At 58.0% G+C, this 24,831-nt stretch carries 22 protein-coding genes and 4 tRNA genes; 15 read left to right on the top strand and 11 right to left on the bottom strand.

The window, feature by feature from the left end:
• The first annotated feature begins 22 nt into the window (after positions 1-22).
• Both BLO49_RS01130 and BLO49_RS01125 read left to right on the top strand, forming a co-directional pair.
• Entirely contained in the window at positions 23-451 is a 429-nt protein-coding gene (locus BLO49_RS01130; protein WP_090643150.1) for a MarR family winged helix-turn-helix transcriptional regulator, read from the top strand.
• Positions 451-2,004 (top strand): DHA2 family efflux MFS transporter permease subunit, encoded by a 1,554-nt coding sequence (locus BLO49_RS01125; protein WP_090643148.1) that lies wholly within the window; start codon positions 451-453, stop codon positions 2,002-2,004. Before BLO49_RS01130 ends, BLO49_RS01125 begins: the two co-directional genes overlap by 1 nt.
• Before the next feature lie 206 nt (positions 2,005-2,210).
• Here BLO49_RS01125 and BLO49_RS01120 read toward each other — a convergent pair whose 3' ends face one another.
• The 4 genes from BLO49_RS01120 to BLO49_RS01105 all read right to left on the bottom strand — a co-directional run bounded on the left by BLO49_RS01120 (position 2,211) and on the right by BLO49_RS01105 (position 5,542).
• The gene (locus tag BLO49_RS01120) at positions 2,211-2,750 is read right to left on the bottom strand and encodes a winged helix-turn-helix transcriptional regulator (protein WP_090645934.1); all 540 of its coding nucleotides are present in this window, start codon (positions 2,748-2,750) and stop codon (positions 2,211-2,213) included.
• Between the two features lie 140 nt (positions 2,751-2,890).
• Entirely contained in the window at positions 2,891-3,382 is a 492-nt protein-coding gene (locus tag BLO49_RS01115) for a hypothetical protein (protein WP_139159592.1), read from the bottom strand.
• Between the two features lie 31 nt (positions 3,383-3,413).
• Positions 3,414-4,205, bottom strand: coding sequence for a nucleoside triphosphate pyrophosphohydrolase (mazG, locus tag BLO49_RS01110; RefSeq protein WP_090643143.1), 792 nt, complete (start codon positions 4,203-4,205; stop codon positions 3,414-3,416).
• Positions 4,202-5,542, bottom strand: coding sequence for an MFS transporter (locus BLO49_RS01105; protein ID WP_245678816.1), 1,341 nt, complete (start codon positions 5,540-5,542; stop codon positions 4,202-4,204). The genes mazG and BLO49_RS01105 overlap by 4 nt, the downstream gene beginning before the upstream one ends.
• A 177-nt stretch (positions 5,543-5,719) precedes the next feature.
• Here BLO49_RS01105 and recJ point away from each other — a divergent pair, with 177 nt between their 5' ends.
• The 7 genes from recJ to BLO49_RS01070 all read left to right on the top strand — a co-directional run bounded on the left by recJ (position 5,720) and on the right by BLO49_RS01070 (position 9,542).
• A complete protein-coding gene (gene recJ / locus BLO49_RS01100) occupies positions 5,720-7,576 on the top strand; it encodes a single-stranded-DNA-specific exonuclease RecJ (protein WP_090643137.1) in 1,857 nt (618 codons plus the stop codon).
• A 90-nt stretch (positions 7,577-7,666) separates the two neighbouring features.
• Positions 7,667-7,741, top strand: a tRNA-Glu gene (locus tag BLO49_RS01095).
• A gap of 261 nt (positions 7,742-8,002) precedes the next feature.
• Positions 8,003-8,572: a cold-shock protein gene (locus tag BLO49_RS01090; protein ID WP_090643135.1), complete on the top strand. Its 570-nt coding sequence runs from the start codon at positions 8,003-8,005 to the stop codon at positions 8,570-8,572.
• A 237-nt stretch (positions 8,573-8,809) separates the two neighbouring features.
• Positions 8,810-8,886 (top strand) — tRNA-Pro (locus BLO49_RS01085).
• Positions 8,887-8,934: 48 nt separating this feature from the next.
• Positions 8,935-9,011, top strand: a tRNA-Pro gene (locus BLO49_RS01080).
• A 131-nt stretch (positions 9,012-9,142) separates the two neighbouring features.
• On the top strand, positions 9,143-9,448 hold the full coding sequence (locus BLO49_RS01075; RefSeq protein ID WP_090643132.1) for an ETC complex I subunit: 306 nt from the start codon (positions 9,143-9,145) through the stop codon (positions 9,446-9,448).
• A 17-nt stretch (positions 9,449-9,465) separates the two neighbouring features.
• Positions 9,466-9,542 (top strand) — tRNA-Arg (locus BLO49_RS01070).
• A 22-nt stretch (positions 9,543-9,564) separates the two neighbouring features.
• Here the strand turns inward: BLO49_RS01070 and sseA are convergent.
• Both sseA and BLO49_RS01060 read right to left on the bottom strand, forming a co-directional pair.
• Positions 9,565-10,398, bottom strand: coding sequence for a 3-mercaptopyruvate sulfurtransferase (sseA, locus tag BLO49_RS01065; RefSeq protein ID WP_090643130.1), 834 nt, complete (start codon positions 10,396-10,398; stop codon positions 9,565-9,567).
• On the bottom strand, positions 10,395-11,873 hold the full coding sequence (locus BLO49_RS01060; RefSeq protein ID WP_090643128.1) for a cryptochrome/photolyase family protein: 1,479 nt from the start codon (positions 11,871-11,873) through the stop codon (positions 10,395-10,397). Before BLO49_RS01060 ends, sseA begins: the two co-directional genes overlap by 4 nt.
• Positions 11,874-11,924: 51 nt before the next feature.
• Here BLO49_RS01060 and BLO49_RS01055 point away from each other — a divergent pair, with 51 nt between their 5' ends.
• The 3 genes from BLO49_RS01055 to BLO49_RS01045 all read left to right on the top strand — a co-directional run bounded on the left by BLO49_RS01055 (position 11,925) and on the right by BLO49_RS01045 (position 14,826).
• Positions 11,925-12,704: a glycosyltransferase family 2 protein gene (locus BLO49_RS01055; RefSeq protein WP_090643125.1), complete on the top strand. Its 780-nt coding sequence runs from the start codon at positions 11,925-11,927 to the stop codon at positions 12,702-12,704.
• The gene (locus BLO49_RS01050) at positions 12,704-13,621 is read left to right on the top strand and encodes a lysophospholipid acyltransferase family protein (protein ID WP_090643123.1); all 918 of its coding nucleotides are present in this window, start codon (positions 12,704-12,706) and stop codon (positions 13,619-13,621) included. Before BLO49_RS01055 ends, BLO49_RS01050 begins: the two co-directional genes overlap by 1 nt.
• 125 nt (positions 13,622-13,746) lie before the next feature.
• Positions 13,747-14,826, top strand: a complete 1,080-nt coding sequence (locus BLO49_RS01045; protein ID WP_245678815.1) for a DUF3089 domain-containing protein — start codon at positions 13,747-13,749, stop codon at positions 14,824-14,826.
• On the opposite strand, the gene recG is transcribed toward BLO49_RS01045, so the two are convergent.
• A complete protein-coding gene (gene recG, locus BLO49_RS01040) occupies positions 14,823-16,889 on the bottom strand; it encodes an ATP-dependent DNA helicase RecG (protein WP_090643118.1) in 2,067 nt (688 codons plus the stop codon). The two genes, BLO49_RS01045 and recG, sit on opposite strands and share 4 nt — an antisense overlap.
• 64 nt (positions 16,890-16,953) lie before the next feature.
• Here recG and BLO49_RS01035 point away from each other — a divergent pair, with 64 nt between their 5' ends.
• Both BLO49_RS01035 and mfd read left to right on the top strand, forming a co-directional pair.
• Positions 16,954-17,235 (top strand): FAD assembly factor SdhE, encoded by a 282-nt coding sequence (locus tag BLO49_RS01035; RefSeq protein ID WP_245678814.1) that lies wholly within the window; start codon positions 16,954-16,956, stop codon positions 17,233-17,235.
• 6 nt (positions 17,236-17,241) lie between these two features.
• The gene (mfd, locus tag BLO49_RS01030; protein WP_090643113.1) at positions 17,242-20,730 is read left to right on the top strand and encodes a transcription-repair coupling factor; all 3,489 of its coding nucleotides are present in this window, start codon (positions 17,242-17,244) and stop codon (positions 20,728-20,730) included.
• Here the strand turns inward: mfd and BLO49_RS01025 are convergent.
• Complete coding sequence (locus BLO49_RS01025; protein WP_245678813.1) at positions 20,727-22,055, bottom strand: GGDEF domain-containing protein; 1,329 nt, start codon at positions 22,053-22,055, stop codon at positions 20,727-20,729. The genes mfd and BLO49_RS01025 overlap by 4 nt on opposite strands.
• A gap of 99 nt (positions 22,056-22,154) precedes the next feature.
• On the bottom strand, positions 22,155-22,424 hold the full coding sequence (locus BLO49_RS01020) for a sulfurtransferase TusA family protein (protein WP_090643110.1): 270 nt from the start codon (positions 22,422-22,424) through the stop codon (positions 22,155-22,157).
• A gap of 43 nt (positions 22,425-22,467) precedes the next feature.
• Between BLO49_RS01020 and BLO49_RS01015 the strand changes: the two genes are divergently transcribed.
• On the top strand, positions 22,468-23,151 hold the full coding sequence (locus BLO49_RS01015; RefSeq protein ID WP_181444849.1) for a hypothetical protein: 684 nt from the start codon (positions 22,468-22,470) through the stop codon (positions 23,149-23,151).
• A gap of 17 nt (positions 23,152-23,168) precedes the next feature.
• On the opposite strand, the gene BLO49_RS01010 is transcribed toward BLO49_RS01015, so the two are convergent.
• Both BLO49_RS01010 and BLO49_RS01005 read right to left on the bottom strand, forming a co-directional pair.
• Positions 23,169-23,624, bottom strand: coding sequence for a PEGA domain-containing protein (locus BLO49_RS01010; RefSeq protein WP_090643107.1), 456 nt, complete (start codon positions 23,622-23,624; stop codon positions 23,169-23,171).
• Between the two features lie 82 nt (positions 23,625-23,706).
• A complete protein-coding gene (locus BLO49_RS01005) occupies positions 23,707-24,612 on the bottom strand; it encodes a LysR family transcriptional regulator (protein WP_090643105.1) in 906 nt (301 codons plus the stop codon).
• Between the last annotated feature and the right edge of the window lie 219 nt (positions 24,613-24,831).

The raw sequence follows: 24,831 nt of genomic DNA, 5'->3' as shown, positions 1-24,831 counted from the left end.
TCTAACTATTAGCCGCCTTATCATGTCTGTCGAAGAACGATTTTCCAATGCCCTCCACACCACCGCCCGAATCTGGCGGCTGGCGCTGGATCGCCGACTGAAGGATCTGGGCGTTTCCCAGGCCGGCTGGCTCAGCATTGCCTATATCGCCAAGGCGAAAGCGCCCCTGTCACAGGCGGAACTGGCCTCACTGGTTCAGGTCGAAGCCGCCACCATGGTCTCAACCATCGACCGCTTGGAAAAGGCCGGACTGGTGCAGCGCCTGCCGTCGGAAAGCGACCGACGGGTCAAATTGCTGGTCGTAACGGCGGAAGGGCAGGCGATCTATGAACAGGTGCGCGCCAGAGCCGATGATCTGCGCCGCGAACTGATCGGCAAGATCGCCCCCGAAAAAGTAGCTGTGGCCACGTCCGTTCTGGAAGAGTTACAATCGCTTATAGAGAATTCCTGATGAGTACCGCGTCTACTGCTCCCGCGTCCGGGGCGCCGATCAACCGCACCATGATCACCATTTCGATCATGCTGGCGACGATCATCCAGGCCATCGACGGCACCATCGCCAATGTGGCCTTGCCGCATATGCAGGGCAGTCTCAACGCCTCATCCGACCAGATTACCTGGGTGCTGACCTCGTTCATCGTGGCCGCCGCCATTGCCACGCCGCTGACCGGCTGGCTAAGCGATCGCTTTGGTCTGAAGAACGTTTTTCTGGTCTCCATCGCCGGCTTCACTGTGGCCTCCATGCTGTGCGGCATTGCCGGCAACCTGTCGGAAATCGTGCTGGCGCGTTTGCTGCAAGGCATTTTCGGCGCGGCGCTGGTGCCGCTGTCGCAGTCGACCCTGCTCGATATCAATCCGCGCGAAAAGCACGGTTCAGCCATGGCGGTCTGGGGCATGGGCGTCATGGTCGGGCCGATCCTGGGCCCGACGCTTGGCGGCTGGCTGACAGACGCCTATGACTGGCGCTGGTGTTTTTTTATCAATGTGCCGATTGGCGCGGCGGCTTTTTTCGGCATCTGGAAATATATTCCACGCACCATCGCCAAGCGCAGTATCCGGTTTGATGTTTTCGGATTTACCGCGCTCAGCCTGGCCATAGGTGCCTTGCAGATGCTGCTTGACCGCGGGCAGTCGAACGACTGGTTTTCCTCGTCGGAAACCTGGATCGAGGCAATTATCGTCTTTATCAGCCTGGGCTGCTTTATCATCCATACGGCCACGCGTCCGGCCGGCCAGACCTTCCTGGATTACCGGCTGCTCTATAACCGCAACTTCGTCACCGGCCTCCTGTTCATCTTCATCGTCGGCATGGTGTTGTTTGCTACGCGCGCGTTGATGCCCTCCATGTTGCAGGGGTTGATGCAATATTCAGCCATGACAGCCGGCATCGTCACGGCACCCAGTGGTCTTGGCACCATGCTCGCCATGCTCGTCGTCGGGCGAATGGTCGGCAAGGTCGATTTACGCCTGATCCTGGCAGCCGGTTTCGGCCTGACGGCGATTTCGCTGGCCTGGATGTGTACCTATACGATCGTGTTGTCGCAGCATGACATCATCTGGCCTGGCATCATTCAGGGCATCGGCATGGGACTGGTGTTCGTGCCGCTATCGGCCGCTACCTTCGCTACGCTTGCGCCCAACCTGCGGCCGGAAGGGACAGCTATCTACAGTCTTGTGCGCAATATCGGTTCCAGCATCGGTATCGCCATGGTGCAGGCGTTGCAGGTGGCCAATACGCAGAAGGCCCATGCCGGTATTGTGGATAGCCTGAATGGCGGAAATGGGCCGCTAATGGGCAGCAGTTACGGCCAGAGCCAGCTTGGATTGGAGGCGCTTAATGCCGAGGTCAATCGCCAGGCCAGCATGATCGCCTATGTCGATAATTTCTGGCTGATGTTCATCCTATGCCTGCTGTCCATGCCGCTTCTGCTGCTGATTGCTGCACCGAAAAAGAAGCTGTCGCAGGAAGAGATGGAGCACGACCAGTTGGCGGCGATGGAGTAGCTCAGGCGCGCCTGAAGGAAATGCCGACGATAGCGGTAGCGAAAGATGTACAGGAACATCCGCGTAATCTGTGGATGCTTTTTTCCGGCTCCGGAACTCGCGTTGCGGCCTTTTTTACGATCCACAGATTACACTGATATTCAGGATAACCGCACGCTACCGCTATCGTTGGCAGATGCTTCCAGCGCTTGGTAATGTCCAAAACCTTAGAACAGGCTGAGGGTTTCCTCGACCGGGTCTTCCTTCTTTTTGACCGGCTTTTCCTTAAGCTTTGGCGTGAAGTTGCGGGTCAGACGCTGGGCGAAGATCTGCTTGTTCTTCTGCATATCCAGAATGACTTCCTTGGCCATATTGGCCATTGGCTCGTATTTCAGGCCATAGAGCGCCAGTTCGACCAGGATGGGCGCGAGGTCAGCGCCGCGTTCGGTCAGGGCATAGATAAACCGGCGCTTGTCCGCTGGATCGGCCGATTTGCTGATCAGGCCGTTTTGTTCAAGCTTCAGAAGGCGATCCGCCAGGATATTGGTGGCGATCTTCTCTTCCGCGCGCAGGAAGCCCTGATAGCTGCTATGCCCGCGCAACATCAGATCGCGCACGATCAGCATGGACCAGCGATCGCCCACCGCTTCAAGCGTCAGATTGATCGGACACAGTGACCGATGCGCTTTTTGAACAGCAGCCTTGCTAATGGATTTGGCGGGTTTCCGGGCGCTTTTGGACAGGGGCGCTTTGGCGGGCTTTTTCATACGCGGCACCATAATTCACGGGCAATTCGCAAGTGATGCGCGTTAATCTTTTGATTCGCAAGAGCGTGGGAAAATGACTTGTGGATTGAAACTGAGGGCGGTCGGCAGGTGCATTAAGTGCGAATGGCAAGTTATTGGCTTTATTTTGAAGGCAACTGGTCTGCGCCACGTGTCACCTTGTAGTCGCGCAATGTCACTTCATCGCCCTGCAAGACCTCCCTGAAGCGCGTCGTTACCTCAAGTGACTGAACAGGTGCGAATATTTCAGACGCTTGCGTTTCGCAATCGTGTTGGATGGCGGCCTTTCGATGACCTTCTGTCAGGCTCAACAGACACTGTGAGCGGGCATTGCCATAGGCCAGTATATTGCGGTCAAACCACTCGACGCGATGAAAGGCTCGCAGACTGCGGCGCAGCGCGAATTGCGAAATTTGATAATGGCAGGTGCCGGTTTGATCCGCCAGGATAACCTGGCCACTCGCATCGATATCCAGTCGGAACCGATCCTTTTGCTCATAGGTGATATGTGTATCGGGCGGGATCGGTGTCCGGCCGGTCAACTGGTAATAGGCCACAAACAGCCCGCCGCAGAACAGCACGCTCATCAGCGTGTTACGCAGCCGTTTGCGCACTTGCCTTATTGGGGGCTTTCCGCCGAAGCTCTCAGGAATTTTCACGCTCGGCCAGCTTTGCGGCATTCCACAGGGCGTCCATTTCCGCGAGATCCGACTGATCCGGCGTCTTTCCGATCTTCGCCAGTTCGGCCTCAATGACCTCAAACCGCCGGACGAACTTGGCATTAGTCATGCGCAGGGCGTTTTCTGGCTCGACATCCAGCTTGCGCGCCAGATTGGCCAGGACGAACAGGATGTCCCCCAGTTCCTCGTGCGATTTCTGTACATCGCCCCTGACGATCTCCGCCTTCAGTTCCTCGGTCTCTTCGTCAAGCTTGTCGAGCACTTCATGGACGCTCGGCCAGTCGAAACCGACCCGCGCGGCGCGTTTGGTCAGTTTGGCGGCGCGGGTAAGGGCGGGCAGGCCGACCGGCACATCATCAAGTAGGCCGTGCTTTTCCTTGGCCTTGCGTTCCTCGGCCTTGATAACTTCCCAAGCGGCGTTCTGCTCATCGGCCGTGCGGTCGCCGGCATCGCCGAAAACGTGCGGGTGGCGACGGATCAGCTTTTCACTCATACCGGCGGCCACATCATCGAAAGTAAACAGGCCCATTTCCTCGGCAATGCGAGCGTGGAAGACCACCTGGAACAACAGGTCGCCCAGTTCTTCCTTCAGGTCGCGCAGGTCATTGCGCTGGATGGCATCGGCTACCTCGTACGATTCCTCGATCGTGTAGGGCGCGATGGTGTCGAAGGTCTGTTCCTTGTCCCACGGGCAGCCGGTCTGCGGATCGCGCAGCCGGCGCATGACCTCCAGCAGACCTTCGATACCTTTAGTCACAATATGTCCTTTGCTTTCAGTTGCGACATGATTTCGGCGTGGCGTGCCGGCGTCAGATTGTAGCGCAGCATGGAGACGGCGCCCAGGATCAGGAAGATGACCGGCAGACCGATAAAGAAGATTTCGACCCACATCAAGGCATCGGGCGGGCTGTCCTTGGGGGATTTCACATTGAAGTGCAGCGTACCCAATATGGTGATGGTCAGGGCCGAGATGGCGTAACCGACCTTGGTGGTGGCCGATAGGATCGCCATCAGGGTGCCCTTGTGGTCATGGCCGGTTTCCAGCATGACCTCATCGCCGATGTCGGCCATCAGGGCGCGGGTCAGCAGCAGCGAAGCGGCATAGGGGATTCCGTTGGCGAACGTCATGGCGGCGCAGATAATGAAATTGCCCTTGGGCGCGAAATACATGGCGCCGTAAAGCACGGCGAAGATCAGGGATGACAGGATCAATGCCTTGTGCTTGCTCATTTTCTTGGAGGCAATGACCCAGATGGGCGCGCCAATGATGCCGGCTACGAAGTAAAGCAGCATGGCGACGCTGCACTCAAAGCGCGTCAGGCCCTTGGTCTCCTCAAAGAAGTAGAAGAAGAGGGCGGCCATCACGCCCGGCGCCAGTCCCATGAACAGGTCAGCATAGAGAATGCTGCGCACATTTGGGCGTTTCCACATGTCGAAATAATGGCTGAGCTTCAGGTCATGCGTGTTTGTATTGGAGATTTTTTCCGGGACCAGCCACAGAGCAATGCCGATGCTGACCGGCAGGGTGAGCATGATGAAGCCCCCCATCAACTGGACGCCGAAAATATAACTATAGCCGAGTTTCTGAACGATGACCGGAATGACCGCCGCCGCCAGGATGCCGACGATATTGCCGACCTGCCACCAGGCGAAGATGCGCGAGCGTTCGTTATAATCAGTGGAAAGGACCGTGCCCCAACTGGCCTGGCTCAGGGCCGCGATGGAAAAGCCGACATAGAGAACGAACAGCCACAGGCCGAGATAGACAGGCCCGACTCCCTTTTGCGCCAGGAAGATAAAGCCGGTGCTGACGAACAGGATCGGCAGGCAGATCAGCATCCATAGCTTGAAACGGCCGAGTCTGGTGCGCGTGCGGTCCATCCAATGGCCAAGGACTGGATCGACGAGGATATCGAAGCAGCGCACGATAAAAAATACGGTGCCGACCACGGCGCCGAGTTGTAACTGCGTGCCGTAATATTCCGGCAGGGTGGCAACCAGCGGCAGGCCCAGTGCGGCAAAGGGCACGCAGGGTCCGATGAAGGCCAGCATCCGGCCAAATCCGACCCGGTCGGTTTCTGTGTCTGATGCCACCCTATGCCCCCTGATTGTGCGATTCTGCCAATAACCTATGGCAGGCCGCGGGATTTGCCAACCGGCGCCTGACTTATCCCCGCGTGTTCTCGCTTTCGTGACCGTGCGGTTGATTGCGTCATTGCCCGCGTGGCCTTGTCTGTTAGTCTGCTGGTCTTATCAAAGAGATGACTCGATATGGATGCCCATTCCTCGCTGAAGCCCGCTCACAATGTCCCGCCTTATCTCGGTGTCACGACGTCGTTGAGCGGTCGCGCCTGGCGGGAGCGTATCGCAGCCAAGGGCGTTTCGCCAGAGATCCTGCGCGAGCTTACCCATCGCCTGGGTCTGATGAATGTGGCGGAGACCGATTTCGTTGAGCCTCTGGCGCGTTTCGCCGCCGGGCGCGGCGTGACGCCGGAGGGCCTGCAGGACTTCATCTTCCCGACGCTCAAGGCGCTATTCCCGGAACCGTCCTGTTTCATGGACATGGATAAGGCGGTCAGCGCCATGCTTGATGCCCTTGAGTGCAAGGCAAAAATCAGCATTTTCGCTGATTATGATGTCGATGGTGCCACCAGCGCGGCGCAACTGGTGCGCTGGTTCCGCCATATGGGGCATGAACTTGAGGTCTATGTGCCCGATCGGGTGACGGAAGGATACGGGCCTTCCAATGCCGCCTTTGATACGCTCAAGCGCCAGGGCACGGATCTGGTTGTGACAGTCGATTGCGGCGCCATGGCGCACAGGGCGCTCGATTATGCCGCCAGTATCGGTCTCGATGTCGTGGTGATTGATCACCACCTGATGCGCGAAGAACCGCCGCACGCCCTGGCCGTCGTTAATCCGAACCGGCCGGGCTGCACATCGGCGCAGGGGAATCTGGCGGCGGCGGGCGTGGTTTTCGTGGTTCTGGCCGGCCTGAACCGTGAGGCCGAAAAACGCGGCCTTTTCGATGACCGGCCGAAACCCGATCTGCGCCAGTGGCTGGACCTGTCGGCCCTGGGCGCCATTTGCGATGTCACCGCCCTGACCGGTTTCAACCGCGCCCTGGCTGCACAAGGGCTGAAGGTGATGTCGCAACTAAAGAATGCCGGCATCAAGGCGCTTATGGAGGTGGCCGGCGACAAGAGCGCGGCGGTCAATCTGATGAGCACCTTCCATTCCGGCTTTGTTATCGGCCCGCGGATCAATGCCGGCGGTCGGGTCGGGCGCTCGGACCTCGGCGTCCGGCTGTTGTCGACTGACGATGTCGAAGAAGCCGCTGCTCTCGCGCACGAGTTGGATGAACTGAATCGCACGCGTCGGGATATCGAGGCTGAGGTGCTTGACCAGGCTATGCAGACGGCGGAAGCGCAGGGGCTTTGGCCGAGCGACGATCCGGTCATTGTCATCGCCCGCGAAGACTGGCATCCCGGCGTGATTGGCATCGTGGCCGGGCGGTTGCGCGAACGTTGGCATAAGCCAGTCATTATTATAGGCATTGATCCGGTCAGCGGCATGGGGAAGGGCTCTGGTCGTTCGCAGGCGGGTGTTAATCTCGGCGAAGCGGTTGGCGCGGCTTTCGAGACCGGCATTCTGCTTTCCGGCGGCGGCCATGCCATGGCGGCGGGCCTGAGCGTGGAGCGTGAGCGGATCGGTGAGCTTCGTCGTTTCATCAATGACTATGTGACGACCCACGTGTCGGAGGCCGACCAGATCGAGGCTGTTGAGATCGATGCCATTTTGAGCGTGAAGGCGGCATCGCGCGCGCTCTATGACCGCTTTGACCTGTTGGCGCCTTTCGGCCAGGGCAACCCCGAGCCGGTGCTGGCTTTCGCCGGCATCCGTGTCGGTTTTGCCCAGGCCATGAAGGGCGGGCATATCCGTTTTGAGTTGAGCGATGACGGCGGCGCAAAGCTGAAAGGCATCATGTGGCGCGCCGAGGGCACGGCGATCGGTGACGCGCTTTTGCGCCCGGTCGGGCTGATCCATGTGGTGGGAAGGCTAAAGGCCGATGACTATATGGGCCGGCGAGGGGTTCAGCTTGAAATCGAGGACATCGCCCTGGCCTGACAGCCGGACTGTATGCCTGCACAGGAAAAAAATGAAAATAGCGCTTGCATCCCGAAATAAGAACGGTTACCTAGCGCACCTCTTGAACGCGGTCCCTTCGTCTATCGGTTAGGACGTCAGGTTTTCAACCTGAAAAGAGGGGTTCGACTCCCCTAGGGACTGCCATTCAAGCGGCCAGATTTTCCCCTTATCGGTAACCTTTTGCCCTGGGTTGATGGCCACCTTTCGACTTATCCACAGATAATTACCAATTGGTAACGGTCTCAGCCGCTCGCGTGATCACAATTACACTCGCCTAAAGCGATTTTTTGGCGTATTTTCTCAATTCATACGAATATATTCTCTTTTTTGCCTCCCAAATTGAGATATCCGTGTTATTATAATGAGTGTCACTTGATAAGTTCATGGCGACATGGGTGAGGATAGATGAGTTTGTTTGATTACAACAGCAAAACCGAAGCCGACGAATTAGTAACGATTTCAGGTCATGTGAAATGGTTTGATGCCGCGAAGGGATATGGCTTCATTGTTCCGCAGGATTCGACGCTGACCAGTATGCGCGATGTCCTGCTTCACATTTCGAGCCTGCGCGACATGGGGCGTGACAGCGCGCATGAAGGCGCCAGGATCACCTGCAAGATCGCCAAGCGGGCCAAGGGCTGGCAGGTTATCGAGATCGATAATCTGGAAGCCGTAGCTGAAGGTGCGTCTTCACCCATCCGTTCGGATATTCAGGCGCCGCGGGCTTCGCGCGCTGTCAATGACAGTGTGCGCGTGGGCGATCTTGAGGCTGCGACTATCAAGTGGTTCAACCGCACCAAGGGCTATGGCTTTGTGGTGCGCGGCGATGATCCCACCGATATCTTTATCCATATCGAGACCTTGCGCCGCTACGGCTTGGAAGATGTCCAGCAGGGCGATACCATCATGGTGCGCTTCGGCGAGGGGCCTAAGGGACTTGTGGTTACCGAGGTTCATCCCAGGGCATTTGTCTAAGCTGTCGTCATGAATCGTATTCAAAGAGGCGCGGACAGTTCAGGCTGTTCGCGTTTTTTATTGCCGTCCAGGGGGATGAGGTTTCGGTTATCCACGCCTTTTTCCTTGGGCTATAAGGTGAAATCAATAAAAGTCAGCAACTTGGCGTTTTTTCATGTCTGGAGGGCTTGCGGAGCTCTGGTGAAAATGGCATGAAGCGCGCCTCTCGGCCGGTGACCTTGGTTATTGGCAGGGCAACGGGGTGTAGCGCAGCCTGGTAGCGCAGCTGTTTTGGGTGCAGCAGGTCGGAGGTTCGAATCCTCTCGCCCCGACCAGCACATCGGTGCCATGCAAGGGGCCTGTGTTGGTGAGTTAGATTTAGTCGGGGCGTAGCGCAGCCTGGTAGCGCGCCTGCTTCGGGAGCAGGAGGCCGGAGGTTCGAATCCTCTCGCCCCGACCATTTAAAAAGCCGGCTCCTTCTGGGGTCGGCTTTTTAAATGTCTTGCCTTTCCTCTTTACCGCTGGCTGCGTTTGGTAGTAACAGACAGATACGTAAGGATGAGCGAATCCTAGCGTATCCAGGAGACAACGATGTTCGCGCGTATTTTCAAACCCGCCAAGACCGCCATGCAATCCGGCCGTGGCAAGACCCATGACTGGATACTGGAGTTTGAACCGAAATCCGCCCGCACGCCTGATCCGCTGATGGGCTGGTCGTCATCTGCCGATACCGATGCCCAGGTGCGCCTGACCTTCGAGACCAAGGACCAGGCCATGGCCTTTGCCGAGCATCATGGCATTCCCTTCCGCCTGATCGAACCGGAAGCGCCGCCGAAGATCATAAAGGCCTATGCCGACAATTTTGCTTTCGGCCGCAGACAAAGCTGGACGCACTAGCGCATTCCTGCTTTTGAGGCTCCGTAGCTCAACTGGATAGAGCATCCGCCTTCTAAGCGGACGGTTACAGGTTCGAGCCCTGTCGGAGTCGCCACGCCCTGTTCAGGCGCCGGTCTTCAAGGCCCAATCACGATCGGCGTATCCAGGCCTTCCTGGCCCCATTCCGCCCATGAACCATCATAGAGTCGCGCAGAGGTATGGCCCGCCTCAAACAGGGCCATACTGATGATGGCCGCGGTGACACCGGAACCGCATGTCGTGACAATTGGCTTAGCATCGCTGACGCCATAGGAGTGGAAAATTATCTCCAGTTCATTTCGTGGTTTCAGTGCGCCGTCGCTCACGAGTTCGCCAAACGGCAGGCTGCGGCTGCCTGGCATGTGGCCTGAGCGCAGACCAGCGCGCGGTTCGGGGGCTGTGCTTTCAAAACGAGCCTTTGGCCGCGCATCCAGGATCAGGCTGTCATTAGTTTTAATTGCACTCTGTAAGTCGCTTATATTTATAATATTTTCCACAATATGCCTGGTTGCATAAGTGGTTGGAATGGGAGCGGAAACCTGGTTCGTGACGGGGAAGCCACCCGCCTGCCACGCCGGCAGTCCACCACGCAGAACCTGCACTTTTTCGTGCCCCATCAGCCTGAAAGTCCACCAGACCCGCGCGGCAGAGAAAAGGCCCTGCCGGTCATAAATAACGACATGGTCGGTTTCCGAAATGCCCATCTGTCCGACAGCCGCAGCAAACTGGTCAGGTGAGGGCGCCATGTGAGGCAAGGGCGTGCTGTGATCGGCGATGGCATCCAGATCAAAGAATTGCGCACCGGGAATATGATTGGCCCTGTAAAGCGCCCGCATGTCGGTACCATCCAGCGCCCAACTCCCATCCAGAATTTTGACAGCACCGTCATCCACCAGTTTCGCCAAATCCTGCGGTTCAATCTGTGTGGTCATGACTGGTACTCCTCATAGGCTGCGCGATTCTTGTAAGTTTCCAGAGCACGGTCGCGGGCCTGCGCATGGTCGACAATCGGTTGTGGGTAATTTGAGGCCTTGTCCTGTTTATCAAACAGTTCTGCCTGTTTCCTGCTGTTATTTGTGCCTGTGCAAAGATGTGTATAGCCCTGTATATAGCGGCCACGATAGTCACCTTTGGGATCAAATTTCTCAGCCTGGGTGATCGGATTGAAAATGCGGAAGTAAGGGGCGGCGTCGGCGCCGGAACCGGCAACCCATTGCCAACTCGCCGGGTTATTTGCTGGATCTGCATCCAGAAGGCAGTCCCAGAACCACTGCTCGCCGCGACGCCAGTCGATCAGCAGGTGTTTGACGAGAAAGGATGCCGCCACCATGCGCACGCGATTGTGCATGTAGCCAGTCTGCCAGAGTTCTCTCATACCGGCATCGACCAGTTCGTAACCGGTTTCGCCACGACACCAGGCACGAAATTGTCTGTCGTCCTGCCGCCAGTCGAACCGATCAAAGTCACGACGGAAATTGATTTCATGCAGGCGGGGTTGCTGGGTGAGCAAGCTATAGGAGAATTCCCGCCAGGCGAGTTCGGCACGAAACTTGGCGGCGCCGGCCTGCAAACGATGATCCGCATCGGCGGCTCTTTCAGTTTCAAACAGTATCCGTTGTGGGCTGATTTCGCCGAATCGCAAATGGGGGGACAGGTGGGATGTTATATCCAGATCCGGGCGATCCCGATTTATTTCATAGGATTGTAGATGGTTTTTAAGAAAATGCCTGAGCGCGCCACGCGCGCCCGCCTCTCCGGGCCTGAAGCGGCTGAAGCCCTTTGACCAGTCTTTTCCGGAAGGCGTGAACTTCGGTTGAAGCCCCAGATCGGCAACGGTCAGCGAGGCTGGCCATTCCGCAGGCTTTGGCCAGAGAGTTTCCGGCAGACTGGGCAAGGGGGCGATATCGCAGGCGCCGGATGCCAGAAGGGCTTTATAGAAAGGGGTGAAGACGCGAAAAGGTGTGCCGCCCTGCGTGCTGAGGGCTCCGGGAGAAGACAGAAGCGTGGTGTTCAGCCGCTTCAATTCGAGGCCCGCCGCCGCCAGTTCGTCCGCCAGTTCCTCATCATATTGTTCATTTTTCGGATCAAAAGTCTTCGAACAGTATATTGTTTTTACGCCGAATTCTCTGGAAAGAGATGCCAGAATAATCTGACTGTTGCCGCGCTCGATAATCAGCCGCGAACCTTGTTTCCGAAGGTCCGCATCCAGGGCTTCCAGCGATCGGTGCAGCCACCATTTTGAGGCTGCACCCATGGGGCGTGTCGCCACATCTTCATCCCATATATATAGGGGCAGAACAGGCCGGCCGCTTTCAAGCGCCGCAAGAACGCCAGCGTGATCGTGCAATCGCAGATCAAAGCGAAACCAGAGGATAACCGGTGCGGCTGGGGCGTGTTTTTCTGTCATGGGGAAAAGGAAGGCTTGCCTGTTCTGGAGGTCTTGGGCACAAGAGGTAGCATGGACGCAATTGAACCAACACCCTTAAGCTGCTGTATTATCGCCCGAAACGAAGGCGACCGTATTGGTGATTGTATCCGTGCGGTTCAGGGGCTGGTGAGCGAAGTGGTGGTCATTGACAGCGGGTCGACCGACGATACGGTGGCGGTTGCCGAAAAGCTCGGCGCCCGCGTCATCCATCACGACTGGCCAGGTTACGGACCGCAAAAGCGATACAGTGAAGACTGTGCGTCATACGACTGGATTCTCAATCTGGATGCCGACGAAATCGTCACGCCGGCGCTTTTTAACGAAATCAGGGCGCTGATGGCCGCTGGCCCCAAACTCAACGCCTACAGGTTCAGAATCAGGAATGTCTATCCCGGCAAGACAAAGCCGCGCCTGTGGGCGGATTACCATAACTATGTAAGGCTGTATGACCGGCGCGTTGTGCGCTTCCGTGAGAGCCTGGTCCACGATACGGTTGATACCAAGGCAGAACCGGTGGGGCAGTTGCATGGCGCGGTCATGCATTTTTCGGCGCGTTCTTACGAACATATCCGCGCCAAGCTCGATTCCTATACCAATCTTCAAGCCAAGGTGTTGAAAAAGCCGGCCTGGGCGATCTGGTTGCGGCTGCCCTTCGAGTATCCATTCGTTTTCCTTCGGTATTTCATTTTTCGCGCGCATTTTACTGGCGGGTGGGATGGCCTTTACAGCAGCCATCTGGCGGCGGAAGCGCGGCTGAACCGCCTGCGCAAGATTCTTTCGGCGCAGAAAGCCGTGAAGGACGCGGCCTGATGACGGACAAGCCCGCCTTCATGCAGGATATTGTCTGGCGCCTGGAGGCCCTGCTTTACGACGCCTTTGCGGCCTTTACCCGCGCCTTGCCGGTGGATACGGCCTCGGATTTCGGGGGCTGGCTGCTCAAGACCCTGGGGCCGCTGACTCCGGTGCAGAAGACAGTAAGGCGTAATCTGGAACTGGCTTTTCCTGAGATGGACAAAGCGGAGCGCAAGCGCCTGATCACGCGGCAATGGGAAAATACCGGCCGCACCATGGCCGGCGAATTTGCCATCATGGACCGGATCGTCCGTGATCCATCGCGTATCGAAATTGAAGGCTTCGAACGGTTGGAAGCCATCGCTGCCAGCGGTAAGCCGGTGATATTCATTTCCGGCCATCTGTCGAACTGGGAGGTCATGAACGCGGCGATCCTGGCGGCGAAAGTGCCCTATATGATCACCTACCGTGCCGCCAATAACCCTTATGTTGATGCCCGCATCCGGGCCGGGCGCGCGGCCTATGGCGTGACCATGTTTGCGCCCAAGGGCGGGGATGGCGCCAAGGAATTACTAATCGCCCTGCAAAAAGGCGAATCGGTCGGCCTGATGAACGACCAGAAGTTCAACCGCGGTGTGCCGACGCCCTTCTTCGGGCATATCGCCGAAACAGCACCTGGTCCGACGCGGCTGGCCCAGCGTTTCGGTACGGTCTTGCAACCCCTGACGATCCGTCGGCTGCATAAGGCGCGTTTTCATGTCACGGTGCATGAGCCGATTGAAGTAGATGACACCGGGCACAAGGCTCAGGATATTGAAACAACTGTTCGCAAGATAAGCGCTTTTATCGAACAGGCGGTGCGCGATAATCCAGAGGAATGGTTCTGGGTGCATAAGCGCTGGCCCAACGCGCTTTATAAGCCGGCCAAAGATTGATCTGTTATCCGGGGTCACAAAAAGTGAACCGGACGGGCGGATGCGGCCTTTGTTTTGAAAGCGTCTCCTCTTAAGTTCATAATGGAATGTGGAAACAGATTTTACAGAAACGCAGGCTCAGCCTGTTGATCGGCCTTCTTGTCGGCGGCTTTCTGGCGCTGGCCTTCCTGTATTTGCAGAACGACATTCATCGCAACTATCTCGATCCCAAGATTCCCTTCCAGATATATCATCCGCCGGCCGCGCCAGACTATACCAAGGGGGATGGCTGGTATCTCAATCCGGCCCATTACTATGCCGATCCACGCAAGGTGGATGTCTTTTTCGTTCATGGCACCAGCTATAATGGCGGCGATCAGTGGCTGGGCTCGACCACGAGCAATGCCATCAAGGCCGAGGTGCAGCGCGTGCAACTGCCGAACTATGCCGCCCCCTTCGCCATCATGGGCAATGTCTATGCGCCGAAATACCGGCAGGGCAGCCTGTTTACCCAGTTGAACCTGAAGGAAGATTCGCGTGAGGCGCGTCAGTTTGCCTATCGTGATGTGAGCGCGGCCTTTACCGAATTCCTCAAGGTGCGCCGGGGTGGTCGCGGTTTCGTCATTGTCGGCCTGGAACAAGGCGGTGTTCTGGCGTCGCGTCTCGTCCGCGATGTGGTGGCGAACGATCCTGAACTAAAGTCGCAACTGGTTACGGCCTATTTTCTGGAGACGCTTGTGCCGGAAAGCCAGTTTGGTGTGACTGCCCCGACACCGGCCTGCCTGTCACGCCGCCAGGTCGGCTGCATTGTCAGCTATGTCAGTATCAATTCGGGCCGGCCGGATGTGGCCTTGCAGGTTTTGCAAAAGGCCGTCTATTGGCAGGGGGAAACCTTGCAGCCCATGGGCTCGCGCAAAGGGGTCTGCGTTAATCCCCTGAATGGGACTGCCACCGATGACGAGGTGGATGCACGTCATTCCCAGGGCGCGACCAATGCGACGGGACTGGAATGGGGCACAGAACCGGCCCTGAGCGTTCGCAAGATTTCGGCGCATTGTCTGGGGGGCTTGTTATTTGTCGATAAGCCGAAATCGCCGTCCTTCAAGGATGACGGGACGTGGGAAGATCAAAGAAAGGTCAATTCTTACAATCTTTTCTATGGTGATCTTCAGGCGGATATTCAAACGCGCTGGCAGCTCTTTGAGGCTACGCCGCCGCCAGTTTAATCCTGCTTGTCGGGGGTTTCGGCGCGCCAGTCGAACAATTGCCGCAGAACGTCAATCGCCCTGCGGCGCATCTCTGGCAGGGACTCCATGTGTTGCAGAATATAGACCGCATCGCGGGCTGCCATAGCGATCAAACCAGTATGGGCCACCGGATCGACGAAGTGATAATCGGGAAAGCCGGACTGTTTGGCGCCCAGAATGTCGCCTTCGCCGCGCAGTTTCCAGTCCATTTCGGCGATTTTGAAACCATCCTCGGTGTCGCGCAGCAGTTCCAGCCGGGCCTGGGCATTTTTGGACAGCGGCGTATCGTAGAGCAGGATACAGGCGCTCTTGTCGCGGCCCCGTCCGACCCGACCGCGTAACTGGTGGAGCTGCGCCAGACCGAAACGCTCGGCCTGTTCAATGATGATGATCGATGCCGTCGGCACATCGATGCCGACCTCCACCACCGTGGTGGCGCACAGAATGCGGATGTCGCCGGCGGCAAAGCGGCTGATGACGGCGTCTTTCTCTTCGGAAGGCATACGACCGTGAACCAGGCCGATTTCCATGCCAAGGTCTTCAGCCAGTTCGCGGTGGCGAAGTTCGACAGCGATCAGGTCCGATTCGGCAGTATCCTCGACCAGCGGGCAAATCCAATAGGCTTGCGAACCGGATTCGATGGCGCTGCGCAGGCGGGCAATGACATCGGGCAGGCGTTGCCGCGGCAGGACCGCCGTATGGATCGGCTGGCGGCCGGCGGGCTTTTCATCGAGAATGCTGAGATCGGCCTCGCCATACTGCGTCAGGGCCAATGTTCGGGGGATCGGGGTGGCCGACATGGACAGGTAATGGACGGAATCGCCTTTGGAAAACAGCCTCTGTCGCTGACCAACGCCAAAACGATGCTGTTCGTCAATGACCGCCAGTTGCAGGGATTGAAAATCGACCCCTTCCTGGAAAACCGCATGGGTGCCAAAGACAATCATGGCTTCGCCGCTGGCGACGACAGCCCGCTTTTCCTCGCGCAGCCGCCCCTTGTCGCGGCCTGTCATAATGATTGAGGTAATGCCGATATCATTCAGGATTGGCAGGCTTTTTTCATAGTGCTGACGGGCAAGGATTTCGGTCGGCGCCATGAGCACACTCTGGAAGCCGCCTTCAGCGAGGTCGATCATAGCCAGGAGCGCAACCAGCGTCTTGCCGGCGCCGACATCGCCCTGCACCAGCCGGTTCATGCGGTGGCCGGAGCGCAGGTCCGCACGGATATCCTGTAGGGCGCGCACTTGGGCACCGGTCAGGGCGAAAGGCAGGGCGGCAAGCGCCCGATCGGAGAGACGATGAAAATCAACCACCCGCGCCGGTGTATTCTGACGGTGAAGTTTCCGGCTCTTGAGCGCGAGTTGATGCGCCAGGGCTTCATCATAGGCCAGGCGTTGCCGGGTTTTGGAATCTGGCGAAAAATCAAGTTCGCTTTGCGGTATGTGCGCGGCTTTTAGTGCCTGGTTAAATGTCGGCCATATATATTTGTCTAATATAGCTTTATCCTGCCATTCCGGTAGATCGGGAAGGGTGGTCAATGCGGTCTGGATGAACTTACGGATCATGCGTGACGACAGATCCAGCGTGGCCGGATAGATCGGTTCGCAGGCGGGAATTTCCTCGGCGCGGGCTTCATCGACGATATAGTCCGGATGGGACATCTGGAGGTGCTGGCCGAATTTTTCGATCCGTCCGCTGATCAGACGCTCAGCGCCAACCGGATGCTGGGCCTCGAAGCCGCGTATGCGATGGAAGTAGACCAGTTGCAGGCGGCCAGTCTCGTCAAACACGTCGATGCGCTGGGGCGCCTTGTCGGGGGACGGCGGATAGCCACCGATTCTGACCCGCACGGTCTGGATTTCACCAATCCTTGCTTCAGCCAGCGTTAGCAATGGCCTTTTTATTAGACCGGATGGCAGGAAAAAGGCCAGGTCACGAACATGCTCACCGACATGCGCGCTCAAGGCAGGCGCCAGCTTGGGGCCGACGCCCTTCAGGCTGGTCACCGGCGCATAGTAGGGAAACAAAATTTCTGGTCGCATGGGCTTATCAAGCACCAAAAATGCTTTATGAGAAGGGCCACTTTAGGTTTGAGGAGCGTTTACTGTGACAGAATCGGAAATGCGGGAAGCGCGCCTCAGAAAGCTGTCCTTTCGGGCCTGGCGCCGGGGTTTCAAGGAAGCAGACATCATCCTGGGTAACTTCGCCGACGACATGCTGCCGGAAATGAGTGACGAAGACCTGGATATTTTTGAAATCCTGCTCGAAGTGCCGGACCAGGACCTCTACGGTTGGATTATTGAACGTGATCCGACGCCAAAAGAGTTTCAATCGGCAATCATGAATAAACTCAATGTCTATTATAAGACAGCTTACACAAAGATTTAACAGCGCATGGCCGATTTGTCCCAGATTTCGCGTTCTGAAGCGCCGCTGACCTTAAGCGGCGCGCCGGAAGGATTTGACAGCCTGATCACGGCTGATCTGGCGCGTGGCGAAGGTTTGAGTGTCTTCGTGGCGCGGGATTTCGCGCGCATGAGCGGGGTTATCGAGGCGCTGAAATTTTTCGCACCCGGCCTTGAGATATTAAGTTTTCCGGCCTGGGACTGCCTGCCTTATGATCGCATGAGCCCGACGCCTGGCATTATCGCCCAGCGTATGTATGCCCTGTCACGGCTGGCGGAATACAAGACCAAGCCACCAGCCGCCCCGGTCCTGCTCCTGACGACGGCTGCGGCCATGATGCAGAAGGTGCCACCCCTCAGCGTTATCAGGGAAGGGCGGCTGTCGCTCAGGCCTGGCCAGACAATCGATATCCACGATCTCGAAGCCTATTTTCTCAAGCATGGCTATAATCGCGTTTCGACCGTGTCGGAAAAAGGCGAGTTCGCCGTGCGCGGCGGCCTGCTTGATGTTTTTTCGCCCAGTCATGAGGAGCCGGTTCGGCTCGACTTCTTTGGCGATACGCTGGAATCGATTCGCAGCTTTGATACGGAAAGCCAGCGTTCGCTGAAACAGATCACCGGTCTGGATTTTACAGCGGTTTCAGAAGTCCGCATGGACGAGGCCAGCATCAGCCGATTTCGTCAGCATTATCTCGAAACCTTCGGTGCGGCGGGCGACGATCCGCTGTATACCGCCCTGTCTTCCGGCATCCGCCGACAGGGGATAGAGCACCTGTTGCCGCTGTTTTATGATGGCCTGGACAGCGTGTTCGATTATCTGCCGCCCAGCACCTTGCTGATGCTGGATGCGTTGGCGGAAAACGCCTTTGCCGAGCGCGCCGCAAGCGTTCAGGATGCCTATGAGCTGCGCGCGGAAGCGACAAAGGAGAAGGGCGGTTCCGCCTACCGTGCCCTGCCGCCTGCGCGGCTCTATCTCGACGAAACGCATTGGAAGGCCGCCCTGGCCAGTCAGCGTGTGCGGCGCTTTGAGCCCTTCCAGCGGGAAGGCGCCGACACCATCGATCTGGGCGGACGTCCGGGCCGTAACTTCGGTCAGGAACGCCTGCTCGATTCGACCAATCTCTTCACTGCGGTTACGGATCACGCAAAGGCCCTGGCCAAACAGGGAAAGCGCGTTTTGTTCGCGTCCTGGACCGATGGGTCGTCCGACCGTCTGGGCGTCATGCTGGCCGATCATGGGTTAACCTCCCTGCGTCTGGCAACCGATTGGGCCGATGCGCAAAGTTTTGGCGTGGCCGGCACCAAGGTCAAGCCGATCCAGCGCGCGGTCCTGCCACTCGATCATGGTTTCGAAACCGAGTCCCTGGCGGTAATTTCCGAGACGGATATTTTAGGCGACAGGTTAGCACGTCCGCGTAAACGACGCAGAGCGCAGAATTTTTTGGCTGAAGCATCAGCCCTTTCGCCAGGCGATCTGGTTGTCCATATCGAACACGGTATCGGACGTTACGAGGGCCTGAAGACGCTCGATGTGGCCGGCGCGCCGCATGATTGCCTGGACCTGCAATATGCCAATGATGCCAAGCTTTACCTGCCGGTTGAGAATATAGACCTGCTGACGCGCTATGGCGCGGACAGCGACAGCGCGCAACTCGATCGACTGGGTTCGGCCAGTTGGCAGGCGCGCAAGGCCAGGGCAAAGGAACGTCTGCGCGAGATGGCCGACGGCCTGATCCAGCTTGCCGCCGCGCGGGCCATGAAGCAGGGCCAGACCATCGATCCGCCTGCGGGACTTTACGATGAGTTCTGCGCCCAGTTTCCGTATGAGGAGACCGACGACCAGCTTAACGCTATCGCCGATGTGCTGGAAGATCTTGGCAAGGGCCAGCCGATGGACCGGCTTATCTGCGGCGATGTTGGGTTCGGCAAGACCGAGGTGGCCTTGCGTGCGGCTTTCGTGGTGGCCATGTCCGGCCAGCAGGTGGCGATTGTCTGCCCGACGACCCTGCTTGCGCGGCAGCATTTCAAGACCTTCACCCAGCGCTTCCAGGGCTGGCCGATCCGCGTGCGCCAGCTTTCGCGCCTGGTGAGTCGCAAGGAGGCGGACGAAACCCGCGAAAGCCTGAAAAAGGGCGAGATCGAAGTGGTGATCGGCACCCACGCACTTCTCTCGGATCAGGTAAAGTTCAGCGATCTGGGCCTTGTAATTGTTGATGAAGAGCAGCATTTCGGCGTCAAGCACAAGGAAAAACTTAAGACCTTCCGCGCCGATGTCCACATGCTGGCGCTTTCAGCCACGCCGATACCGCGCACCCTGCAAATGGCACTTTCCGGCATCCGTGACATGTCGATCATCGCCACGCCGCCGGTCGACCGCATTGCCGTGCGTACCTATGTGCTGCCTTACGATCCGGTGGCATTGCGTGAAGCCCTGCTGCGGGAAAAGTATCGCGGCGGCCAGGTATATTATGTGGTGCCGCGCCTCAGCGATCTGCCCGACGTGGCCGATTTCCTGCGCGTCCAGGTGCCGGAAGTGAAGTTCGTCATCGGTCACGGACAACTGGCGCCGACGGCGCTGGAAGACGTGATGACGGCCTTTTACGAGGGGCAGTACGACGTGCTGCTCTCCACCACCATTGTGGAATCCGGTCTGGATGTGCCGACCGCCAATACGCTGATCGTGCATCGCGCCGACATGTTCGGCCTGGCGCAGCTTTATCAGATACGTGGCCGTGTGGGGCGTTCCAAGACCCGCGCCTATGCCTATCTGACGACGCCGCAGCACAAGACCTTAAGTGTGGCTTCAGAAAAGCGCCTCAAGGTATTGCAGTCACTGGATAATCTCGGAGCCGGATTCCAGCTTGCCAGCCACGATCTCGATATCCGTGGCGGCGGCAATCTGCTCGGTCATGAGCAATCGGGTCATATCCGCGAAATCGGCGTGGAGCTCTATCAGCAGATGCTGGAAGACGCCGTGGCGGAACTGCGCGAACGCAGTGCCGACAGCCTGACGGATGCGCGAAGCTGGTCGCCACAGATCAATGCCGGTGCTGCGGTGATGATTCCCGAAAGCTATATTCCGGAGCTCAATATCCGGCTGTCGCTCTATCGCCGGGTATCGGAGGCCGAAAAGCTGGCCGACCGCGAGGCCCTGGCGTCGGAACTGATCGACCGGTTTGGCCCGATACCTGAAGAAGCGGAACAGCTATTAAAAGTGGTCGGAATCAAGGGTTTGTGTCGGGAATCTAACGTTTCAAAGCTGGATGTCGGCCCCAAGGGTGCGGTCATCACCTTCCGTAATGACAGCTTCAATAACCCGATGGGACTTATCAGGCATATCCAGTCCCGGCCGAATGACTGGAAACTGCGGCCGGATCAGAAACTGCTTGTCAAGGGAGAGTGGCCGGACGCAGCCGAGCGATTGGCGGCGGCCGAGCGGATCATGAAGGACCTGGCCCGGCTCGCCGCGGAAGCCTAAACTGCTTCTCGGTTCGGATTTCCGACCTTGGCGGCGGCGCGCATCAGGGCCTCGGCCGCCGGTTCGCCGGGCTGAATTTGTGCGGCGCCAACGATGAACTCCACGACATAGGGCGGCTTTCCCTGGCCGGAATCGAAGGCGGTACAACTGACGACCGCGGATATCCGTTCGCCGACATTATGGGCGGAAATGGCCGAGGTGGCAGGCAGGGCGATGGCGAAAACATCATTTGAAAGTCGGCCCGCCGTATCTTCGGCGCGCACCAGGCGCGCCACCATGGAGCCGATTTGCGGCACGGCCTTATCGAGCATTCCGCGCGAACGCGCGCGGGTGACTTCGGGGGTTTCAGCGATCTTCAGCACGCAGATGCTGAGCGTGCGATGACGCTCTCCAGCCGCTTTTGACAGGCGGGCCAGATGGGCGGCAAACAGGTCGCGGCCAAAAAGGCCCGTGCCCTTATCCATCTGCGCATTATGGCGCATGGCCTCAAGCGTCCTGCGGATGGTCAACTGGCGGCGGTGCGTGCGGGCCAGACGTACCAGACGATCCGTCACCTCGGCAATGTGCGCCTTAGGATTGGCGATGTCGTTGACGCCGCGCATGAAGGCGTCGCCCACATCAAGCTCGATCAGCCTGTTCAGGCGCAGAAGGACCGGTGTGTGGTAAAGCCGCGTATTGCGGCGCATTCCGGCGGCGATCGACAGGGATTCAGCCGGCTGCGCGCCCCCCCACAACAGAACGGCGTCGAAGGTCTTGTCGTGCAGGTAGTCAAAGGCGCTGTAGGACGACAGGGCCGCGGTGACCTCCACGCCCTGTTCACGCAGGCTGTGTGTGATGGCTAGGTATTCCGGTTCCGGCTGGCCGATCGAAAGCACGGCAAGCGGTTCTTGATTTTGCAGAATGACATCAAGGGGTTGCAGGTCAACGTTAAAAGTTTCTCGACGGGTGTCATATTCCTCTTCGGCGACACAGGCGCGGACCAGGTGCTCGACGCTGACCAGTATCTGCTGCGGATGGGCATCACGCGTCAGCACCATGTCCCAGCCATCCGGAACCTGATGCTGGTCGTCATTGCGCATCATGATCACGGGAATCCGGCGCGGCCAGGCGGCGGCGCGCAGTGGACTTACGGCATCCGGCCGTTCGTTGCTGCCGGTTTCATGGATAATGACCGCTTCAATTGGCATGTCGCTCAGGGCCACGCAGCCCGCTTCGACCTCCGTCGCGCTGAGGGTGCGCAAACCCAGGCGATCCAGTTCGTCACCCATCGCCTGTAACCAGGCGTCATCACGGCTTATCAGCAGCAAACGCGCCTGGAGGGTCAAGATATCAGCTCCTGTTGAGCGGGTGCGGCGGACGGGCGGTGTCATTCAGGGTACGCGATTCTTAAAGAGGAACAGTAAACATTATTGTAACACATCGGGCTACCGTCCGGCGCGCGCAATCGTGAAAAGCCATGCCTCATCCACTACTTCGGTTGAAATCAGTACATAATTGTTCTGATTGCAGAAATGAGGAACGTCGATCTGTGCCATTGGGTCATTTGCCCACAGAATAAAGCCGGCCTCGTCTTGCAATGCCTCCATTTTTCGACGGAGCTTCAGGGTCGGAACCGGGCAGCGATGTCCGCGGGCATCTATCACGACAAAGCCGTCTTTTGCAGGTGGAGGTGCCGGGCTCAGGATAGGTTTCATTGCCGAATCTTGCCATAAGTCACCGTGTGTTGGGAGTCGGAATATGACAAAAGCCCTGAGGCCCTGGTTCGCAGCGGCAATGGCAGGTTTCACGCTGACCTTGGTGCCAGCGGTTCAGGCGCAGGCGATCTCCGGGCCTGACGCGGGAACGCACGCTGACCTGTACGCCAAGGTAAAGGTGGCCGGATTTGCGACGCCCTTGAATATCCGCCAGTCAGGCATGAAAACGCGTGTCGATCTGACGGCGGGCGGCGTGCCGCAGTCCTATATTGCCGATCGGGAAAAGGGCGTGCTGATCAGCCTGACTGCAACGGGTCAGAACCGGCTGGCCCTGGTCTTTCCGCTCGGTCGGGCGGAGGGCATTGTTCCGCTGCCGCTCGATCTGTCAGTTCTGGCGCGACAAGCGATGCTCAAGGTGGTCGGTGCGTCATTTGTGAGGGGGCATCCATGCCGGTTGATTGAATTTTCCGGCTATCTGAACCAGTCAGGCATGGTCTGCGCCAGCAGCGATAATATCATTCTGCAAATGACGCAAAAGGGGCGGCGTGACGCCCTTTTTGAGGTGGTTGATCTGTCAATGTCCAGACAAGACCCGAAATGGTTTCGGACCCCGCCGGATTACCAGGTTGCCGTGGTGCCGGGTATCGGCGGGGCTTCGGGCGAGGCGGGCGCGATAGAACAGCCGCAGCCGCCGGGTGCGCAGGTAAAGCCGCCTTCGGCCCGTTGACCGAAGACGGTACTCCTTTAGTTTCCAACCCCGGTTGCACTGCCCGAAGCGGGTGCATCTTCACCGGCTTCAAGCTTGACAACCAGCGGGTTGGGCACGAGATCGAGCATGGAACCGTTATTGCCATCAACCACAGCGCCGATGATACCGCCGACAAGCACATTGCCAGCCATGGCCGCGCCGCCACCACCAGCCACCTTGTTGGTGACGTGACCTGTCCAGGTCTTGTAGCCAGGCTTGCTTATCGTGACGTCGAAATCAGATTTCCGCGACATCTTGAGACTGCAAGGCGTGGCTTTGCAGGTAAAGCCATTGGTTGTCGTGACACTGGCGCCGATTGGATCGGTTTCAACGACAAACACATCATGCGTACCGCGTGTGATGGTGGCGCAGCCGGTTACTGACAGGCCAAGCGCCAGCAGGATAGCGCCACGCACAATTGCTTTCACCCGTAAAGGGTTTGAAAAAGACATGAGATTTCCCCCCATTTATAGCGGCAAGGATTACCGCAGTTTCAAAGTCGCAAGCCTTGAGATGACTGTCAAGCCCCTTCGCTTAGCTGAATTTATTGTGAAATTTCAGAAGCAGAAAATCGACCAGGCTCCGGACACGGCGCGTGGTGTTTTTGCCGTGCGGCAGGATCAGGCTGATTTCGGTTAGGCCCCAGTCATAATCGGCCAGCACCTCCTCCACTTCGCCCGACTGTATCGCGGCGCCGGCGACATAGACAGGCATGACCATGATGCCGACCCCCGCCTTGACGGCCGACAGCAGCATACCAGGGCTGTTTGAACGCAGATGCGGCCTGACCTTGAGGGAGTGCGTTCGGCCGTTGTGGTGAAAACGCCAGAGATCCTGGGTGTGGGTGCCGTTGTAATGCAGGATAATGTGCTGATCGAGGTCCGCAGGGCTTTGCAGTGGCGGCATTTGCGCCAGGTAGGCGGGGCTGGCCACAACGACGCGGCCGGACTGGCACAGGCGGCGGACCGTCAGATTGGAATCATTCAACTGACCGGCGCGGACAGCGATATCGAGGCCCTCGCTGTGCAGGTCGAGCTTGTCATCACTGAAGTCGACATCCAGTTCGATCTTAGGATACTGCCTGGCGAATTCCGCCAGGACCGGTTCGAGGTATTCATGGCCGAAAAACACAGGCCCGGTGAGCCTGATGGGGCCGGAGAGGTCGGCGTTCGACTCCGCCAGGTTTTCGCCGGCAAATTCAAGCTGCGACATGGCCTGCCGGGCCTGCTCGTAATACAGCGCGCCGCCCTCCGTAAGGTGGGTGCCGCGCGCTGTTCTGTGAAGCAGGCGCGCCGAAAGTGTAGTCTCAAGCCGCGCGACACGCCGCGAAATAATCGATTTCGATGTTTCCAGGCGCTCGGCCGCACGGGCGAAGCTGCCGGTTTCCGCCACAACGAAAAACGCTTTCAGGTCGTCGAAGTCCAGCCGTATCTGTTCCATATATTGCAACTCTGTGATGCGAGAAGCGTATCTTCCGGCAACACCCGTAACCGACTATAGGGCATTCAACAAGACTGATCCGTACGGATTCATATCTACATGAGGCCACTATAAAGTGCAGGCCTTTTCGCCGGTGTGGCGAAGGCGCTTCCGGCATATGCTGGCAAACAGACATTCACGGATTATCAGAACGGCCTCTTCTGATAAACCTTGGCCGCG

The sequence above is a fragment of the Asticcacaulis taihuensis genome (genome assembly GCF_900100255.1).
In the GTDB taxonomy this organism is placed as follows: Bacteria; Pseudomonadota; Alphaproteobacteria; order Caulobacterales; family Caulobacteraceae; genus Asticcacaulis; species Asticcacaulis taihuensis.
This window is presented reverse-complemented; position numbering and strand designations above follow the sequence as displayed.

Coding starts and splice junctions, on each gene's coding strand:
- BLO49_RS01010 (WP_090643107.1), bottom strand. CDS start 23,624: ATGTCTTTTTCAAACCCTTTACGGGTGAAAGCAATTGTGCGTGGCGCT.
- recG (WP_090643118.1), bottom strand. CDS start 16,889: ATGCGACCAGAAATTTTGTTTCCCTACTATGCGCCGGTGACCAGCCTG.
- BLO49_RS01060 (WP_090643128.1), bottom strand. CDS start 11,873: ATGACAGAAAAACACGCCCCAGCCGCACCGGTTATCCTCTGGTTTCGC.
- BLO49_RS01090 (WP_090643135.1), top strand. CDS start 8,003: ATGAGTTTGTTTGATTACAACAGCAAAACCGAAGCCGACGAATTAGTA.
- BLO49_RS01125 (WP_090643148.1), top strand. CDS start 451: ATGAGTACCGCGTCTACTGCTCCCGCGTCCGGGGCGCCGATCAACCGC.
- BLO49_RS01075 (WP_090643132.1), top strand. CDS start 9,143: ATGTTCGCGCGTATTTTCAAACCCGCCAAGACCGCCATGCAATCCGGC.
- BLO49_RS01020 (WP_090643110.1), bottom strand. CDS start 22,424: ATGAAACCTATCCTGAGCCCGGCACCTCCACCTGCAAAAGACGGCTTT.
- mfd (WP_090643113.1), top strand. CDS start 17,242: ATGGCCGATTTGTCCCAGATTTCGCGTTCTGAAGCGCCGCTGACCTTA.
- sseA (WP_090643130.1), bottom strand. CDS start 10,398: ATGACCACACAGATTGAACCGCAGGATTTGGCGAAACTGGTGGATGAC.
- BLO49_RS01120 (WP_090645934.1), bottom strand. CDS start 2,750: ATGAAAAAGCCCGCCAAAGCGCCCCTGTCCAAAAGCGCCCGGAAACCC.
- BLO49_RS01055 (WP_090643125.1), top strand. CDS start 11,925: ATGGACGCAATTGAACCAACACCCTTAAGCTGCTGTATTATCGCCCGA.
- BLO49_RS01005 (WP_090643105.1), bottom strand. CDS start 24,612: ATGGAACAGATACGGCTGGACTTCGACGACCTGAAAGCGTTTTTCGTT.
- BLO49_RS01015 (WP_181444849.1), top strand. CDS start 22,468: ATGACAAAAGCCCTGAGGCCCTGGTTCGCAGCGGCAATGGCAGGTTTC.
- BLO49_RS01050 (WP_090643123.1), top strand. CDS start 12,704: ATGACGGACAAGCCCGCCTTCATGCAGGATATTGTCTGGCGCCTGGAG.
- BLO49_RS01130 (WP_090643150.1), top strand. CDS start 23: ATGTCTGTCGAAGAACGATTTTCCAATGCCCTCCACACCACCGCCCGA.
- recJ (WP_090643137.1), top strand. CDS start 5,720: ATGGATGCCCATTCCTCGCTGAAGCCCGCTCACAATGTCCCGCCTTAT.